Below are 17,132 nucleotides of genomic sequence, written 5' to 3' on the forward strand. Positions count from 1 at the left end.
TTAGAACAGGCCCTCAGCCTCCTTGCCAAAGTCGTTGACGGTTGCCTTGCGGGAATCAACGTTCTGGTCGTTGGCGGTGGAGTTGTCACCCTTCAGGCGGGAAATCTGGGTAACCTCGATGAAGTTCTTCAGGCGGCCTTCCTTGGTGTTGCCGTCGCCGAAGTCCAGGTTGGCAACGCGAGCGGACTCACCAGCGTTGATCGGGTTGGCCAGGGTCACCTCGAAGGAGCGGGTGGAGGTCTTCTCGTCGAAGCCCAGGTCGCGGATGTGTGCACCGTTGGAGGAACGCGGGGTGATGAGGCGGTCAACGCCCTTCGGGCCCTCAGCGGTCTTCACGTCAACGCGGTACTGAACAGCCGGGAAGTCGCCGTAGTAGCGCTCGGTGCCGACGTTCTCCAGGCGGAGAGCAACGGTACCGGCGAAACCAGCGTGCTTAGCACCGGAGGTGGTCAGAATCGGCTTCAGGTCCAGCTTCTCGTTGGAAGCGGTGCCGTTGTCGATCTGCTCCTGCTTCTTCTTGTCGGCTTCCTCTTCCTTCTTGCCCTCAGCCTCGGACACGGCCTTCTCCTCCGGAGCGACCTCGTTGTCCTTCAGGACCTCAGCGTCAGCCTCCGGGGACTTCTCCTCCTCAACAACCTTCGGGTCGTTGACGTCGGTGGTGTTCTGAGCGTCCTTGTTCGGAGCGTAGGAATCCGCGATGTCGTCGTACAGCTTGACGCGAACCTCGTTCTTCATCGGCTGCATTGCGGACCAGAAGGTCGGGGTGGACCAGGTGCCGTTCGGCTTGCAGTACTGCTGGGTACCGGTCATGTTCAGAACGCGGAAGCCGTAGGTGGCCTCACCGGTGTGGTTCGGCGGAACGTCGTACGGTCCGATGGACTGGCCGGCCTCCCAGGACAGGGAGTAGGACGCGGAAGCGCCCAGCTTGGTGGCAATCTGGTGGGAGACGCCGAAGGAGCCCTCAGCACCCTTGCCGGAGCCCTTGCCGCCCAGGTTCATGGACGTGGTCTCGGTGCGGTCACCGTTGACGGAAAGGGAGATGGACTGAGACTTGGACAGATCCTGCTGCAGCGGGATGTCCTTCTTGGTCTGGTTGGTGGTGGAGATGGTGCCGGCCGGCATGAAGTTGTCGGTCACCTTGTAGACCACGGTGCGGTGGTCCTCCCACGGGTTGCACACCGGGCGCGGGTTGAGGACGTTTGCCTTCATGTGGTCGGAACCGTGGGTGGTGTGAACGATGGGGAGCTTGGCGTTGACGGCCGGGGTCTCCGGGTAGGACTCGGTGTGGGTTGCAGCAGAAGCTGCCGGTGCGATGAGGGCGGTGCCTGCAATCGCGAGGCCGGCGACGAGGCCAGCGGTACGACGACGCATAGTCATGGTGAAATCTCCTGGAAATGTTGGTTTGGGTCTTCGAGAAGAACTCGAATGTCGGGCGACGCACTGTGTATGCGCTGTACGGCTCTGTGTGTTTCCGTACGGCTCAGTGCGTGACGTGAAGTAACCATAAGGCGGATTTCAGGAAAGCGCACCCTTAACGTTGTTTATACTTTTGTCCTTAAATTGAATTTCGATAGGGTGACACGAAGGTGAACAATTGGCTAAGAAATTTGCCTCTACCTCGAAAATGTCCCTATAGACCGTATGGTGCGAAAACGTCTGCTTGACCGATTGGACATAGACTAAAGTTTGACCTCATCCAGGGGTGAAATCGGGTTGCTGGAAGGTGTCGGGAAATTACTTTTTAACCCGCAAGAAGCAAGCAAAATTGCAAAAATTAACACCCGCGGCTTAAAACCTGCTGAAGTTAACGCCGTCTAATCCTCTTCGATCTCCGGATCCTCGGCGCGTGCCTGTTCAAAGACCTCGGCCGCTGCGCGCAGGTTGATAGCGCCGATAAGGAGCCCAACGACGATGTCCGGCCACGGGCTTGCCCACGCCAGCATCACCAAGCCAGCCAACAGGATGAGCACGTTCGCGGCCACGTCGTTGCGTGCCGCCAGCCACGCCCCGCGGGTGAGCGCCCCACCGCGGCGCAGCCGCACCAGCAGCAGGGCGCACACGAGATTGATGAGCATCGCCACCACGGCAGTGCCGGACAAGGTAAAGGGTTCCGGGACGGCTCCAGTGATCATCTTCCATATGGCAGTGCTTAGTGACGCCACCGCGGGCACCAGAATTAGCCCCGCCAACACGTAGCTTGCCTTTCGGCGTCCCTCCGGGCGCCACCGTAGCGCTGCGAGCACGAGCGCGTTGATGAGGAAGTCCTCCAAGAAATCGGCTGCGTCCGCGAACAAGGAAGCGGAGCCAATAATGGAGGCGACGAGGACCTCGCCGAAGAACCCGAAGAGGTTGAGCGCAGCCACCCAGGCCACGATGCGGCGCGCGCGGGCATCCAGGGTGGAGGAGGACAGATCGGAACTCATAGCGGTTCAGCTTACTGTGTTGCCGCTGCGTCACGCGCTCAGGGGGGTGGGCTAGTCGGAGACGACGATGTCGTCGTCGCGGCGGTGCTTCTCACCGGCAAACCCGCCGTAAGCGGTAATCAGCGCGGCGACGGCCAAGATGATGATTCCGGGGATGGGGCTAGGGGCGTCGTTGGACGCATTCATCGCTGTGGCGAGGAAGGGGAGCAGTCCGGCGACCGCGGAGGCAATGTTGGCGGAAATCGCCACTCCGGAATAGCGGACGTTTGCCGGGAAGATCTCGGACAACAGTACGCCGGATACCGAGTAGGTGATGGTGACGAGGGAAAGCCCCAGGCAGACTGCCAGGGTGAGCAGTACAACGTTGCCTGAATCAATCATGGCCCACAGTGGCCACGCCATCACTGCAGTGGCCACTCCGCCAAAGCCAATGATGCGCCCGGGGCCGAATTTTTCGCCGAGGCGGCCAAAGCTGAGGTTGATAAAGATCTGGCACACAGCGGCCAACAGGGTTGCGTTGACAACTGTCTGGCGTTCAAAATCTAGGGCTGTGGTGGCGTAGGAAAGTACGTAGGTGCTCATGACGAAGAATCCGCCGATGCCTAGAAAGGCCGCAGCCGATGCCAGGCAGATCTGCGGAAAGTGGCGGGTGAACAGCTCCTTGAGTGAGCCCTTGTGGGCAGCTTCGTCGGCCTCCGCTTCCTCCTCTAGGGCCTTGTAAACGGGGGACTCTTCGGCCTTGGTGCGGATCCACAAGGCAACGCCCAAGAATGGGAAGGCGATGAGGAAGGGGATGCGCCAGCCCCATGAGTTGACAGCGTCGTCGCTCAGCATAAGAACAAGTGCGAAGGCGCCGGAAGATAGGAGTGTTCCCGCGGGGGAGCCGATCTGAACGAACGCTGCGTAGCGCCCGCGCTTTTCCGCGGGAGCGTGCTCGATTGCCATCGTGGTGGCGCCGCCCCACTCGCCGCCTACAGCGACTCCTTGAAGAAGGCGGAGAATCACTAGCGCGATGGGAGCCCAGACGCCGATCGAGGCGTACGTGGGGAGTAAGCCAATGATGCCGGTGGCTACGCCGATGACAACGATGGAGATGATGAGCGCTGGGCGCCGGCCCATCTTGTCGCCGATTTGGCCGAATAGCACGGCGCCGAGTGGGCGGGCGAGGAATCCGACGCCGAACGTAGCGAAGGACGCGAGCGCTGCTCCCGTGCCGGACATTCCGGAGAAGAACAGGTCATTGAAGACGAGAGCGGCGGCGGTGCCAAAGAGGAAGAAGTCGTACCACTCGAGCGCAGTTCCTACGAAGGCTGAGCTGGCGATGCGGAAGACGTCCTTGGAATCGACCTGGATTTCTGCGTGCTGAGGCTCTGCGGGCAGGCTCTCAGCAGGAATTGCTGAAGGTGCGGGAGTGCTCATGTCGAGGTGCTCCTTGTGTGAGACGGGTTACCTTTCTCAACACGATAGAGGTAGATCACCTCACGGTGTGGCGTCTTGAGTGTTGTTTATGCATGGCACCAGCTTCTGGGCGGTTCAACTGTGACCGTGCACAGCTCTGGTTCGATCTAGTTTGGCGCGCGGCGAAGGGCGAGGAGTGCCTTAGCTGCATCCTTCGGGTGGGAGATGTCCAACCCGGTAGTGTCCGTGACCTGGCGAAGGCGATTAATCACCGTATTGCGATGGCAGCCTAAAGTGCGCGCGGTGTCCTTTACTGATCCAGAATCCAGAAAGGCCACGAGCGTCTCGTAGACCGGCTCATGCTCCCAGCGTAGCGTGTCTATGTCGCGGGTGAGTTCGTTGATTCCGCTGTGCTCAAAGTTGGCCAGGGCATCCCCGGCCACGGCCCAGAGAAGCTCGGGCGCGTCGTACAGCATGCTGAGCTTGCCGGTTGCCGCAAAGACGCTCGGGGCCTGCCGCGCGGCGTTCCGGACGCCTTCGAGGCCCGCGGTGTGGGAAAACCGTACTCCCGGGACGGTGACGAGTAAATCACTGGAGAGTTGAGTGGATGCTGGCTGATTGGCCATGGGCCAGAAGGCCACAAAAGTGCCGCGAAAGCCATGGCCAAAAGCCTTTCCTGCGGAGATTGGGCTGCGCAGCAGGCTATTGAGGCGAATTGCTGCACTGGGGTGGGCTACTATAACGTCAAAGGAATCGGTGGGGCCGACCCCGAGCGCGCGGGCGACCTCTGCAATGTCGAAGGGGTCCAATTGTTCCGCGGAGAATAGCCGTTCCACGTGGCGGGCGTGCGCAAGCTGCGCGTCGTTGTGGCTGCGGGCTTCCTCAAGGAGAAAGGCATCACGCACCATTAGGTTGTACGAAGTCACAACGGAATGTATCTGCGACACGTGGTCAATCAGTGTGTCCTGATCTGCGCCTGCGGCGGTGCGAAGGTGTGACCAGAGGATGGTGAAGTCGAGCTGGATGGCGTCGATAAGCCAGGCCAGTTCCACGCCTTGCTGTGCGCGCCGACGCCCCAATGTCTGCGAGTGTGCCTGCATGTCCTCTAAGGGGATCGCGCCTGTCAGGACATCAGTGATGTGGGCGAAGGCTTCGAAGGCGGTGAGACGTAGCTCTTCGTCGCTCACCTGCGCGTCTCCGTACCGGTCCCCAAATTGCGTCAGGAAGTCCTCCACCATCTGCGGGACGTGGGTGCGGGAGACAATGGCTCGCCACCTGTCATCGTGCATGTGCACAAGCCTACACAGTGATGCTTAGTACTTTGCCCGGTGTGTGTCACAGTACGAACTAGTATGTGGTGAACCGCACAAGGAGGATGCATGATTACGCTTATTGACAATGCCCACATCCTTACCCAAGACCCGGAATACCCGGTGGCGTCAGCAGTTGCGTGTGCCAACGGGCGCGTTCTGGCGCTGGACCAGGCAGCGCGATCGTTGTCTGCCGATGAGACTTGGGACGCCGGCGGGCGCACACTCACCCCCGGGTTCAATGATGCGCACGCCCACTCAGTATGGTTCGGCCAAACGCTGCTGGATGTCTCCCTGAACCGCGCCACCACGCCCGATGATGTCTACGACGCGCTTTCTGCTGCTGAGCCTAACCCCGATGGGTGGATCGTTGCTGCCGGTTTCCGGCCCTCAGGGTTGGACGCTCCCGTTGACATTGCAGCGCTTGATCGCGCGACGAACGGCAAGCCTCTGCTCATTAAGCACAATTCTGGGCACGCCTACACAGTTAATACGGCTGCGCTTCGCGCCGCGGGCGTGGACCCCGCAGATCCCCCTGAGGTCGAAGGCGGGGAGTTCCTCACCGATGACAATGGGTGCACCGGTGTGCTGGATGAAAACGCGATGCGCTACATCCAAAAGGTCACGCTGCCTGAATCCGGAACAGAGATTGGTCGTGCGCTGGAGAAGGCTACCCGGCAGTACCTGGAATGGGGCCTGACGTCAGTGACGGATGCTGGCGTGGCTGGCGGGTGGATCGGGCATAGCCCCAGAGAAATTGCTGCCTATCAAGACGCCACCCTGCACACACGAATGCAGGTGATGGTCACCATGGACGTACTGCATGCAGTGGCAGGGCACGCGGCAGACGGACCCGGCTGGGGACTTGATGGCGGCATCCGCACGGGATTCGGTGACGAGTGGCTGCAGTTGGGACCGGTCAAAATATTTAGCGACGGATCGCTCCTGGGCACCACCGCCGCCCTCACGGAGGACTATGCCTGCTGCGCGCACCATGGCTACTTTCAAGGAGATCCGTCCCAGATGCGCTCCCGCGCTCTCGACGCGGCGGCCTCCGGCTGGTCCCTAGCCATTCACGCGATTGGGGACGCCGCAGTGGACTTTGCCATTGAAACCTTGGAGGAAGCCACTGCACGCTATGGCGCCCCGTCGATGCCGCACCGCATCGAGCACGGCGGGGTGGTGCGGCCGGATCAGATAGAGCGGCTGCGCGGTCAGCCCATCGTTGTGGTACCGCAGCCATTGTTCATCTCCGCCTTCGGAGACGCCATGGCAGAGGCCTTGGGGCCGGAGCGCGCTGCGCTGAGCTACCCGGGCAAGCGCCTACTCGAGGCATCCCTGGTCCTTCCCGGCAGCTCCGATCAGCCCGTCGCGCCGGGCCGGCCGCTGGACGTCATGCAGGCTTTCGTGGAGCGGCGCACCGCTTCCGGCGAGCTCTATGGCCCAGATGACCGGCTCACACCTGCGGAAGCCTTGTACGCCTACACCGCCGGCTCGGCTGCAGCGACAGGCTGGGCGGGGCGCAAGGGGCAGGTGATCCCGGGCCAGTTGGCGGATTTCGCCTTGCTGTCCCACGACCCTTTGACCACTGCATTCACAGACATCAGCGTGGACGCCACCATCGTCGGCGGCGAGCTACGCTACGGAACTATCTAAGGAGAACATCATGCGAGAGACCACCAACGAGCAATTCCTGGCAGACTTCCAGGCCATGTCCGCTAATGGCGCGACGCCGGGCGGCGGCGTGGAGCGCCAGGCGGCGAGTGAGGGCGATAACCTCAACCGCGCCTGGTTCCACGAGGTGCTGGAGTCCCTCGGCGCGCGGGTCATCTATGACGAGATTGGTAACCAGTACGGCCTCTTCGAGCTCGTGCCGGGCGCGGACTACGTCGGCCTGGGCTCGCACCTGGACTCGCAGCCGCTGGCCGGCCGCTTCGATGGCGCGTATGGCGTGCTGGCCGCGGCGCATGCGGCGGGCCGGGTGGCGCAGTCCGGCGTGGACGCGCGCTACAATCTCGCTGTTATCAACTGGTTCAACGAGGAAGGCTCGCGCTTCGCGCCGTCCATGATGGGCAGCTCCGTCTTTACGGGGGTGCTCGCGCTTGCCGACGCCCAATCGGTCACCGATCTCGCCGGCGTCACCGTCGCGCAGGCGCAGGAAGCAGCGGGCTGGGCCCCGCGCGAGAAGGCACCGACGCTGGCAGCGTACGCGGAGATCCACGTGGAGCAAGGCAAGGAGCTCGAGGCCGCGGGCAACACCATTGGGCTTGTCACCGCCACGTGGGGAGCGCGAAAGTTCCAGGCCGTGGTATCCGGTGAGCAGGGGCATACCGGGTCAACGCTCATGGCGGACCGGCGCGACGCGCTCTTCGGCGCTTCGCTCATCATCTCCGCGGTCCAGCGGCTGACCCGCGAGTTCCCGGAAGGTCAGCTGCAGGCCTCGGTGTCGCAGTTGACGCTGGAGCCGAACTCGCCGGTGACGATCGCCCGCGAGGTGCGCTTCAACGTGGACCTGCGCTCGCCGTCCTCGGAGGTCCTGTCCCAGGCGCAGGAGAAGCTGCGGGAGCTCATCGCCGCGGCGGAGGAAGAATCCCGCACGTCCGTGGAACTGGATCTCACGCACGAGTGGGCGCTTAACCCGTATCCGGACGCCGGGGTAAAGCTGGCGCGCGAGGTGGTCGACGAGCTGGGCTACCCGCACCAGGAGATCTACACGGTGGCCGGGCACGATTCTACGAACCTCAAGGAGTTCGTGCCCACGGTCATGCTGTTCATCCCGTCTAAAGACGGCATCTCCCACAACGAGAAGGAATTCACCACCGAGTCCGACTGTGTGGCCGGTCTGGACGTGCTCACACACGTGACCCGCCGGCTGGTCGTCTCCGGCTGCGGGGAGAGCTAGTTCGCGTCGCTCCAGGGCTCGTAGCCGTAGGCGCGCAGCGCGATCTCGAATCCGCGGCGCATGGCGGCGAGCTCGTCCTCGCTGACCTCGTAGGTGCGCAGGCGAGCGGGCCCTGCCATGGGGACATGAAGCAGGAAGCGTCCTCCCTCCTCGGTGATGCGGCAGACGCGGCGGCGCAGATCCGCAGGGTCGTCGGTCAGCGTAATGAGATCGTCGCGTACCAAGCGCTTGACGGCTTGGCCGATGGTGGCAGACTGCCAGCCCAATTCCTTTCGCAATTCGAGCAGGGAAATGGGGCCCTGCTTGTCGATGAGCCGGAGAAGTGCGAGATGAGAGCCGGAGATTCCGTAGCGGCGGCGGGCCTCGGTATCAAAGCGGTTACGAGCGCGCTCGAGCCGCAGCCATGCCGAAATGGTCTCCTGGACGGATTCGTTGTGTGTCACGTTTTCTAGACTAAAAGTGTTGCCGGGGAGTCTGCAAGCAGTTCTGAGGGCTGTAAACATAGAACTTAAAAAACTTCAGCGCCCGGGCCGCGCGCAGTGGGGGCCTCGGACGCTGAAGCTTCTCTATCTCTCTCTGTGTGCGTTCTCTCCAACGCACGAGAGATAGTATGCAACTTTTTTATTAAAAATGTGTGTGGCAATCTCGAATCTTTCCTCCCAGATCCCTGTGAGTGTCCTATCCTCGGCTTTCCTCCTCGAAGCAGCCGGCGGGGGGAGTGCGCGGGGGATGCGAGCGGGGGTGAAGGAGGCGAAAACACCATCGAGCCCCCGGGTTTTGAACGGGGGCTCGACGGTGTCTCTATCACGTACCTTCGTGTATCGGCCTAAGCCGCCCTCCGAAGGGATGAACTGCTCCCCATTAGTTGGACTGAGAAAATCAGTTACCGACTAGTGGGGAGTAGTTTTCATTGAGAGCTCGAAGTTCGCTGAGTGAGCATCAGCGCGAGCAGTTGGTTGAACTTTTTGAGCAAGGCATGGGCTTTAAGGCTGCTGTCACTGCTCTTGATGTCTCCAAATACGCCGTCCGTATGCTCTATCGTCGGTTTACGCTGCATGGCAGGTTATGTCTCGTGGAGAAACCGACTAAGCAGCAGTATTCGTTCGAAATCAAGAAGGAAGTTGTCCAACGTCACCTTGCTGGTGAGACAGCGATGGATCTCGCGCGTGAATTTGGCCTGTCATCAGAGCAGCTAGTCAGCCAGTGGTCGTGGAAATGGCGTAAAGGTGGCGATGACGCGTTAAAACCGAAGTCGAAAGGCAGGCCTAAAGGTTCGGCCGCGCCGAAGCTGCTCACGGAGGAGGACAAGCTGCGTCGCCAGATCGCACGGTTGGAAGCGGAAAACGCTTACTTAAAAAAAGCGGGACTTGAGGAATCAGGGACGCGCCTGAAAGTCCAGGCGATTGTCATCCTCAAGTCACAGCATCGTCCGCAATACCTTTTGGATGCGGCAGGCATGCCGAGATCGACGTTCTTCTACCACCAGAAACGACTCAGCGAGCCGGACAAGCACGCTGCGCTCAAAGACGCGATCCGGGAAAGCTTCGAACGTAACAAGCATCGCTACGGCTACAGGCGAGTGCTACTTGACCTGCGCAACCAGGGGTGGGTGGTCAACCACAAGCTCGTCTACAAACTCATGTGCGAGTTGGGGCTTCGAGCCAAGGTCCGCCAGCGCAGGCTATATGTTTCCTACAACGGGACGATCAGCCACATTGCCGAGAACACACTTGACCGCAAGTTCACCTCAGATAAGCCAAACACCGTCTTTGTTAGCGACGTCACCGAGTTCAGGATCGCAGGCCGCAAAGTCTACCTGTCACCGGTGATGGATCTGTTCGACCGTTCAATCGCTGCCCACACCGTGGCTACATCACCGTCGACAGCCTTTACCGCCGATGCTTTAACTCAGACGATTAAAATGTGTGCGCCTGAGACTGGGTGGATGATGCACACCGATCAAGGTTTCCAGTACCGGCATTCGTCCTGGCGCAACCTCATTCATGACAACGGCGGTGTTCAGTCGATGTCGCGTAAAGCCAACTGCTACGACAACGCGGTCATGGAGAACTTCTTCGGCCACTTGAAAACCGAGATGTACCACGGAGAAGTCTTCGACACCGTCGCAGAGTTCAACCAAGCGATCGACGACTACATCCAGTGGTACAACACCGAACGCATCCAATAACGACTCAAGGGCCTGACCCCGATGCAATATCGAAATCAGACCCTTGAAGCCCTAACCACCTAGAGTTAAACCAGTCCAACTTTCGGGGGCCAGTTCATTGTGCTACCATCTCCCTCAGCCCGAGAGGGTGCCACAACAGATCCTTTAAGGACCGCGCACTGACGCGGAGAAGGAGCACAATAATGAGAGAACTCATGGACGCTGCGGATATCAACCGCACGCTCGACCGCATTTCGCACCAGATCATTGAAAAGACCGCGGACGCTGACCACGTTGTCCTCTTGGGAATCCCCTCCGGCGGCGTTCCCTTGGCGAAGCGGCTCGCCACCAAGATCGAGCAGTACGGGGGAAAGACGATCCCCTCCGGCTCTCTTGACACCACGCTTTACCGTGATGACCTGCGCGGACGCCCGCACCGCGCGCTGCAGCCCACCTCCATCCCCGACGAGGGGATCGACGGCGCCACCGTTGTGCTGGTGGACGACGTGCTGTACTCCGGCCGCACCATCCGCGCCGCGCTCGACAGCCTGCGCGACTTGGGCCGCCCCGCGCGCATCCAGCTGGCGGTCCTAGTGGACCGCGGCCACCGCGAGCTGCCAGTTCGGGCGGACTACGTGGGCAAGAACCTGCCCACCTCCACCGAAGAAAAGGTCGCTGTGCTGCTGGAAGAGATTGACGGCAGCGACTCGGTCATCCTCACTCGAAAGGAAGCGTAAGAAGCGTGAAGCACCTCCTGAGCATTTCTGACCTGTCCAAGGACGAGATCGTCGCCCTGATGGACACCGCCGACCGCTTCCGCGAGTCGCTCGAGGGCCGCTCTGTGCCCCAGCTGCCCACGCTGCGCGGCCGCATGGTGTTCAACCTCTTCTACGAGAACTCCACGCGCACCCGCTCCTCCTTCGAGGCCGCGGGCAAGGCACTGTCGGCCAACATGATGAACATCGCCGCCTCCACCTCCTCGGTAAAGAAGGGCGAGTCCCTGCGGGACACGGGCCTGACGCTGAAGGCGCTGGGCGCCGACGCGATCATCATCCGCCACCCGCTCTCCGGCGCGCCCCAGCACCTGGCCGAGGTTGTCGCCCCGGGCGGCAAGGGCCCGAGCGTGGTCAACGCCGGCGACGGCCGCCACCAGCACCCCACCCAGGCCCTGCTGGACGCGGTGACCATGCGCTCGCGCATCGGGGACGTGGCAGGCAAGAAGGTTGTCATCTGCGGCGACTGCCTGCACTCGCGCGTGGTGCGCTCCAACGTGGACCTGTTGTCCACCCTCGGCGCGGAGGTGGTGCTCGTGGCGCCGCCGACCCTGTTGCCGGTGGGCGTGGAGAACTGGCCGGTACGCACCTCCGCCGACTTCGACGCGGAACTGCCCGACGCGGACGTGGTGATGATGCTGCGTGTGCAGGCCGAGCGCATGCTGGGCGGCTTCTTCCCGTCCAACCGCGAGTACTCCGCGCTCTTCGGCATGAACGAGGAGCGCTCCGCCGCGATGAAGCCCGGTGCGATTGTCATGCACCCCGGCCCGATGCTGCGCGGCATGGAGATGGACTACGTGGTGCCGGACCAGGACAAGTCCACCGTGCTGCAGCAGGTGGCCACCGGCGTGCACGCCCGTATGGCTGTGCTCTACACCCTTCTTGCCAACGAGGATCTGGCCTAACCGGGCCGCGAAAGGACGACTTCCATGACTTCCCTGCTCATCACCAACGTCCGCCCCTACGGCGAGGGCGAGCCGGTTAACGTGCTGGTGGAAAACGGCGTGATCGCCTCCGTCAACGCGGGCGCGGACGCCCAGGCGGATTCCACGCTCGACGGCAAGGGCGCCGTGCTCCTGCCGGGCCTGGTGGACATGCACGTGCACCTGCGCGAGCCCGGCGGCGAAGACGCCGAAACCATCGAGACCGGTTCCCGCGCCGCCGCGCGCGGCGGGTTCACTGCCGTGTTCGCCATGGCGAACACCACCCCGGTGAACGATTCCCCGGTGATCTCCGAGGCCATCTGGCACAAGGGCCAGCAGGTGGGCCTGTGCGACGTGCACCCGGTGGGCGCCGTTACCAAGGGCCTAGAGGGCGAGACGCTCACCGAGTTCGGCCTCATGGCCCGCTCCGACGCCAAGGTGCGCATGTTCTCCGACGACGGCAAGTGCGTTGAAAACCCGCGCGTCATGCGCCGCGCCATCGAGTACGCCCGCGGTACCGACGTGTTGCTGGCCCAGCACTGCGAGGAGCCGCGCCTGACCGAGGGGGCCAGCGCCCACGAGGGCGAGAACGCTGGCCGCCTCGGCCTGGGCGGCTGGCCACGCGTCGCCGAGGAGTCCATCGTGGCCCGCGACATCCTGCTTGCCCGCGACTACCACGGCCGCGTCCACTTCTGCCACGCCTCCACCGCCGGCTCCGTCGAGCTGATCGCATGGGGCAAGCAGCAGGGCGCGGACATCACCGCCGAGGTGACCCCGCACCACCTCCTGCTCTCCGACGACCTGCTGGACACCTACGACGGCACCTACCGCGTCAACCCGCCGCTGCGCGAGGAGACCGATGTGGAGGCGTTGCGCAGGGCGCTTCTCGACGGCACGGTGGACGTCGTCGCCACCGACCACGCACCCCACACCCCCGAGGACAAGGCATGCGAGTTCGAGCTCGCTCGCCCGGGCATGCTGGGTCTGGAGACCTCCCTGGCCATCATCGCCGAGATCTTTGTCAGGGGCGGCCTCGCCGACTGGCGCTGGGTGGCCAAGGTCATGTCCGAGCGCCCCGCCGAGATCACCCGCCTCGCCGACCAGGGCCGGCCCATCGCCGAGGGCGAGCCGGCCAACCTGACCCTGGTCAACGAGGACGACACGTGGGCGGTGGACAAGGCCGGCTTCGCCTCCAAGTCCAGCAACACGCCGTACCGCGGCCACACCTTCAGCACCCGCGTCGCCGCGACGGTGTTGCGGGGCGAGGTGACGTTCGCTGGGGATCGTCGATAAGCAAACAGTGATAATTCTCATACGCGTTAGGCATAGAACAAGCAGCCGCCTCGGCGTTACCATCGACAGTGGACGGAATTCCCACCGTCCTCTTCCAACTCGAAAAGGAGTTTCCAATGCCTGTCAGCCTTAGCGGCCGCAAATTCACCAAGCTACTCGACTTCACCCCCGATGAAATTCGCTACCTGATCAAGCTCTCCAAAGAGTTCAAGAATCTGAAGCTCACCGGCACCCCGCACCGCTACCTTGAGGGCAAGAACATCGTCCTGCTCTTTGAGAAGACCTCCACCCGCACCCGCTGCTCCTTCGAGGTCGCCGGCATGGACCTGGGCATGGGCGTGACCTACCTGGACCCGGGCTCCTCGCAGATGGGCAAGAAGGAATCCATCGAGGACACCGCCCGCGTGCTCGGTCGGATGTACGACGGCATCGAGTACCGCGGCTTCGCCCAGGAGATCGTCGAGGACCTGGCCGCCAACGCCGGCGTGCCGGTGTGGAACGGCCTGACCACGGAGTTCCACCCCACCCAGATGATCGCGGACATGCTCACGGTGGAGGAGAACTTCCCGCAGGGCCTTAAGGGCCTCAAGTTCGTGTTCATGGGCGACGCCCAGAACAACGTGGCCAACTCGCTCATGGTCGTCTGCGCCAAGCTGGGCTTGGACTTCGTCGCCTGCGGCCCGCAGGAGCAGATGCCCAAGGCCGAGCTGGTGGAGCAGTGCAAGGAGATTGCCGCTGAGAACGGCGGCTCCGTTACCCTGACCGAGGACGTGGACGCGGCCGCCACCGGCGCGCACGTGATCTACACCGACATCTGGGTGTCCATGGGCGAGCCCGACGACATCTGGGAGTCCCGCATCAAGCTCCTCGAGCCCTACCGCGTGACCAAGGACGTCATGGCCAAGGCCGCCGACGACGCTATCTTCATGCACTGCCTGCCCTCCTTCCACGACACGAAGACCACCATCGGCGCCGACATCGCCGAGAAGTTCGGCGTGTCCGAGATGGAAGTCTCCGACGAGGTCTTCGAGTCCGCGCAGTCCAAGGTTTTCGACGAGGCCGAGAACCGCATGCACACCATCAAGGCCGTCATGTACGCCACCCTCAGCTAGGAGAATCAACATGGGACACCGTTTGGTTGTCGCCCTCGGCGGGAACGCCTTGGGCAACTCGCCCCAGGAGCAGCTCGAGCTGATCCAGGGCACCGCCACCGCGCTGGTCGACCTCATCGAAGGCGGCCACGAGGTGATCATCACCCATGGCAACGGTCCTCAGGTGGGCATGATCAAGGTTGCCACCGACAATTCGGCCGAGAAGGTCGGCGGCACGCCGGAGATCCCGTTCCCCGAGTGCTCCGCCATGAGCCAGGGCTACATCGGCTACCACCTGCAGCAGGCGCTGGAAAACGAGCTCCACAAGCGGGACATTGCCAAGCCCGTGGCGTCGCTGATCACCCAGACACTAGTTCAGGCCGATGACCCGGCCTTCAACAACCCGAACAAACCCGTCGGCTCCTTCTACTCCGAGGAGGACGCGAAGCGCCTCATGGAGGAGACCGGCGAGACGTACGTGGAGGACTCCGGCCGCGGCTGGCGCTGGGTTGTGGCATCGCCGCAGCCGACGGAGATCGTCGAGGGCGAGGCCATCACCTCGCTCGTCAACGCAGGCGCAGTGGTTATCTCCACCGGCGGCGGCGGCATCCCCGTTGTCCGCCGCGACGGCGGCGGCTTCGAGGGCGTGCCCGCCGTGATTGACAAGGACCGCTCCGCCGCGATCATGGCTGACCAAGTTGGCGCGAGCCACCTGATCATCCTCACGGCCGTGGCGAACGTGGCAGTCAACTTCAATACGCCCGAGCAGCGCGACCTGACCGAGATCACCGTCGACGAGGCCAAGCAGCACATGGCGGACGGCCAGTTCGCCCCCGGCTCCATGCTGCCTAAGGTGGAGGCGTGCGTCTCCTACGTCGAGGGCGGCGCCGGGCGGACCGCCATCATCACCTCGCTGGAGAACGCCGGCGAGGCCCTGAACGGCACCGTGGGCACCTCCATCAAGAGCTAAGCCCGCCGCCCAATCGCGGGGCGCGGAACCTAGAAAGGTTTCGTGCCCCGTTTTTCGTGGCCAAATAGTTGGCGCGCACCAACTTGTCGGGTAAAGGGTCAGAAAGCGTGTCTGGGATCGGAGATTTTTAGGTTCTGACCTGTAGGTTAGCGTCAGATATACGCTTTGGGAGCATATATCTGGCCTCAACGCGGTAAATCCACAGTGTGGCTGCCCGCCTGTGGTAGTAGGCGGTGGTGTGGTGGCTCAATGCCAAAGAACCGACCACGCTGCTACTGCGGCGGTGATACCAAACGCAATGGAACAACCCGCAAAGGCACTACCCGATGGCGATGCAAAGCCTGCGGTGCTTCAGTCAGCAAAAGCCGGCCAGATGTCGCCAAAGCAGCTACATTCGCCCAGTTTATCGAGCACTGCACCACCACAACCACGCTTTCAGCAGTAGCCAAACACAATGGTGTCAGCACTTCAACGATTAAACGACGCTTCAGCTGGTGCTGGCTTGTTGACGTTCCTGATCCCACTATCGGGCATACAGGCCGAATCTACGATCAGGTTTTTATCGATGGGCCCTACACCACCAGTGGATGCTTAATCGTGGCCGCCACCATCGACCACGTCATCGCCTGGCACTGGTGCAAACGCGAAACCACCCACGCGTATAAACAGCTTTTGCAGCGCATCCCAGCACCGTTTATCGCTGTCATCGATGGCGGTCAAGGAGCTGCCAGCGCTATCAAATAATGCTGGCCTTCTACGGTTATCCAGCGCTGCCTGGTGCATGCTCAACGCGTAGTCCGCCGCTACACGACCTCACGCCCACGCACTGATGCCGGGCGCACCATCTACCAGCTAGCGCTAAAACCCACACGTATTAGCACTATCGACCAAGCCAGCCAGTGGGGTGCTCAACTGCGTGAATTCGCCTCGGTCTACCGCAGCTGGTTAGACGAAAAGACGCTTGTTAAAGACCCTCAGACCGGTCGTTGGACGCGCACCTGGACTAATGCCAGCGTGCGCAAGGCCCTACAGCAGTTTGAACCACCTCTGGCGCAGCAACCTGCTGTTTGTCTTCCTCAACCCACCCGACGGAGTCCTGGGTCTGGCCCCCGGAAAGTAGACACGTCGGGGGTTAGCTATGCTGCTTGGGTCAGTGTAGCTGATGTGAGTGCTTCGAAGTCATCGGGGGCTAGAAGGTTGCACCAGGAGTGTCGTCTGCGCGTGTTGTAGCGCATGCACCATCGAAAGACTTCTTGGCGGCAGATGATGGGATTGTCAAAGACTTTCCGATCACGCAGAACTTCACGCTTTAAGGTGGCGTTAAATGATTCTGCTAGGGCATTATCGGCACTCGTTCCCACTGCTCCCATGGATTGGCGAACACCAAGTTGGGCGCAGTGGTCCCTAAATGCTTGTGAGGTGTACACACTGCCATGATCAGAATGGAAAATTGCCCCTTTAAGGCTTCCGCGGACTTTTCTGGCATGAGACAAAGCTTCGATAACCAGCGATACCCGCATGTGATCGGCGAGTGCATGTCCGACGAGTTTGCGCGAGTAGACGTCGATGACTGTGGCTAGGTACATGTTCTTGCCGCCCTTACACGGCAGGTAGGTGATATCGCCTACGTAGACGTGGTTCGGCCTGTCAGCGGTGAATTTGCGGCCTATTAAATCGGGCATGACTCGGTGGCCAGGCTTGCGCCTGGTGGTGATGCATCGACGCCGTTTACTAAAGCCTTTAAGCCCCATGGATTTCATGATGCGTGCGACCTTCTTATGGTTGGCCGGAGGAAAGTCCGTATCGTCGTTGAGGCTTGCAGCTATGCGTTTAGCACCATAAAGTCCGTGCTCGTCATCTGAGGTTACCCTCGTTTAGTGGA

General features: G+C 61.9%; 12 protein-coding genes and 3 pseudogenes. 9 read left to right on the forward strand and 6 right to left on the reverse strand.

Annotation, left to right across the window (positions count from 1 at the left end; genetic code table 11):
• The 4 genes from ACLI1P_RS03270 to ACLI1P_RS03285 all read right to left on the reverse strand — a co-directional run bounded on the left by ACLI1P_RS03270 (position 1) and on the right by ACLI1P_RS03285 (position 5,110).
• The gene (locus ACLI1P_RS03270; RefSeq protein WP_411709399.1) at positions 1-1,377 is read right to left on the reverse strand and encodes a hypothetical protein; all 1,377 of its coding nucleotides are present in this window, start codon (positions 1,375-1,377) and stop codon (positions 1-3) included.
• A gap of 437 nt (positions 1,378-1,814) precedes the next feature.
• Positions 1,815-2,423 carry a cation transporter gene (locus ACLI1P_RS03275; protein ID WP_411709400.1) on the reverse strand — a complete coding sequence of 203 codons (609 nt, stop codon included), beginning with the start codon at positions 2,421-2,423 and terminating at the stop codon, positions 1,815-1,817.
• A 51-nt stretch (positions 2,424-2,474) separates the two neighbouring features.
• Positions 2,475-3,842 (reverse strand): MFS transporter, encoded by a 1,368-nt coding sequence (locus ACLI1P_RS03280; RefSeq protein ID WP_411709401.1) that lies wholly within the window; start codon positions 3,840-3,842, stop codon positions 2,475-2,477.
• Between the two features lie 146 nt (positions 3,843-3,988).
• Positions 3,989-5,110 (reverse strand): PucR family transcriptional regulator, encoded by a 1,122-nt coding sequence (locus ACLI1P_RS03285; protein ID WP_411709402.1) that lies wholly within the window; start codon positions 5,108-5,110, stop codon positions 3,989-3,991.
• A gap of 90 nt (positions 5,111-5,200) precedes the next feature.
• On the opposite strand from ACLI1P_RS03285, the gene ACLI1P_RS03290 reads away from it, so the two are divergent.
• Both ACLI1P_RS03290 and ACLI1P_RS03295 read left to right on the forward strand, forming a co-directional pair.
• Positions 5,201-6,787, forward strand: coding sequence for an amidohydrolase (locus ACLI1P_RS03290; protein ID WP_411709403.1), 1,587 nt, complete (start codon positions 5,201-5,203; stop codon positions 6,785-6,787).
• Positions 6,788-6,797: 10 nt separating this feature from the next.
• Positions 6,798-8,033, forward strand: coding sequence for a M20 family metallo-hydrolase (locus ACLI1P_RS03295; protein ID WP_411709404.1), 1,236 nt, complete (start codon positions 6,798-6,800; stop codon positions 8,031-8,033).
• On the opposite strand, the gene ACLI1P_RS03300 is transcribed toward ACLI1P_RS03295, so the two are convergent.
• Positions 8,030-8,476 carry a MarR family winged helix-turn-helix transcriptional regulator gene (locus tag ACLI1P_RS03300; protein ID WP_306507193.1) on the reverse strand — a complete coding sequence of 149 codons (447 nt, stop codon included), beginning with the start codon at positions 8,474-8,476 and terminating at the stop codon, positions 8,030-8,032. The two genes, ACLI1P_RS03295 and ACLI1P_RS03300, sit on opposite strands and share 4 nt — an antisense overlap.
• A 513-nt stretch (positions 8,477-8,989) precedes the next feature.
• Here ACLI1P_RS03300 and ACLI1P_RS03305 point away from each other — a divergent pair.
• The 7 genes and pseudogenes from ACLI1P_RS03305 to ACLI1P_RS03335 form a co-directional block, all read left to right on the forward strand.
• Positions 8,990-10,284 (forward strand): annotated as a pseudogene (locus ACLI1P_RS03305) (IS3 family transposase).
• Positions 10,285-10,379: 95 nt separating this feature from the next.
• On the forward strand, positions 10,380-10,937 hold the full coding sequence (gene pyrR / locus ACLI1P_RS03310) for a bifunctional pyr operon transcriptional regulator/uracil phosphoribosyltransferase PyrR (protein WP_411709687.1): 558 nt from the start codon (positions 10,380-10,382) through the stop codon (positions 10,935-10,937).
• Between the two features lie 5 nt (positions 10,938-10,942).
• Complete coding sequence (locus ACLI1P_RS03315; protein WP_306506955.1) at positions 10,943-11,878, forward strand: aspartate carbamoyltransferase catalytic subunit; 936 nt, start codon at positions 10,943-10,945, stop codon at positions 11,876-11,878.
• A 24-nt stretch (positions 11,879-11,902) separates the two neighbouring features.
• Positions 11,903-13,189, forward strand: coding sequence for a dihydroorotase (locus ACLI1P_RS03320; protein WP_411709405.1), 1,287 nt, complete (start codon positions 11,903-11,905; stop codon positions 13,187-13,189).
• 116 nt (positions 13,190-13,305) lie between these two features.
• The gene (gene argF / locus ACLI1P_RS03325; RefSeq protein ID WP_306506957.1) at positions 13,306-14,301 is read left to right on the forward strand and encodes an ornithine carbamoyltransferase; all 996 of its coding nucleotides are present in this window, start codon (positions 13,306-13,308) and stop codon (positions 14,299-14,301) included.
• Positions 14,302-14,311: 10 nt separating this feature from the next.
• Positions 14,312-15,250 (forward strand): carbamate kinase, encoded by a 939-nt coding sequence (gene arcC / locus ACLI1P_RS03330; RefSeq protein ID WP_408930198.1) that lies wholly within the window; start codon positions 14,312-14,314, stop codon positions 15,248-15,250.
• 249 nt (positions 15,251-15,499) lie between these two features.
• Positions 15,500-16,349, forward strand: a pseudogene (locus ACLI1P_RS03335) (IS1249 family transposase); the annotation flags it as partial.
• Positions 16,350-16,386: 37 nt separating this feature from the next.
• On the opposite strand, the pseudogene ACLI1P_RS03340 reads toward ACLI1P_RS03335, so the two are convergent.
• Positions 16,387-17,103: pseudogene (locus tag ACLI1P_RS03340) on the reverse strand (IS3 family transposase); the annotation flags it as partial.
• Positions 17,104-17,132 lie beyond the last annotated feature (29 nt).

It is taken from the genome of Corynebacterium tardum, assembly GCF_046717785.1.
GTDB lineage: Bacteria > Actinomycetota > Actinomycetes > Mycobacteriales > Mycobacteriaceae > Corynebacterium.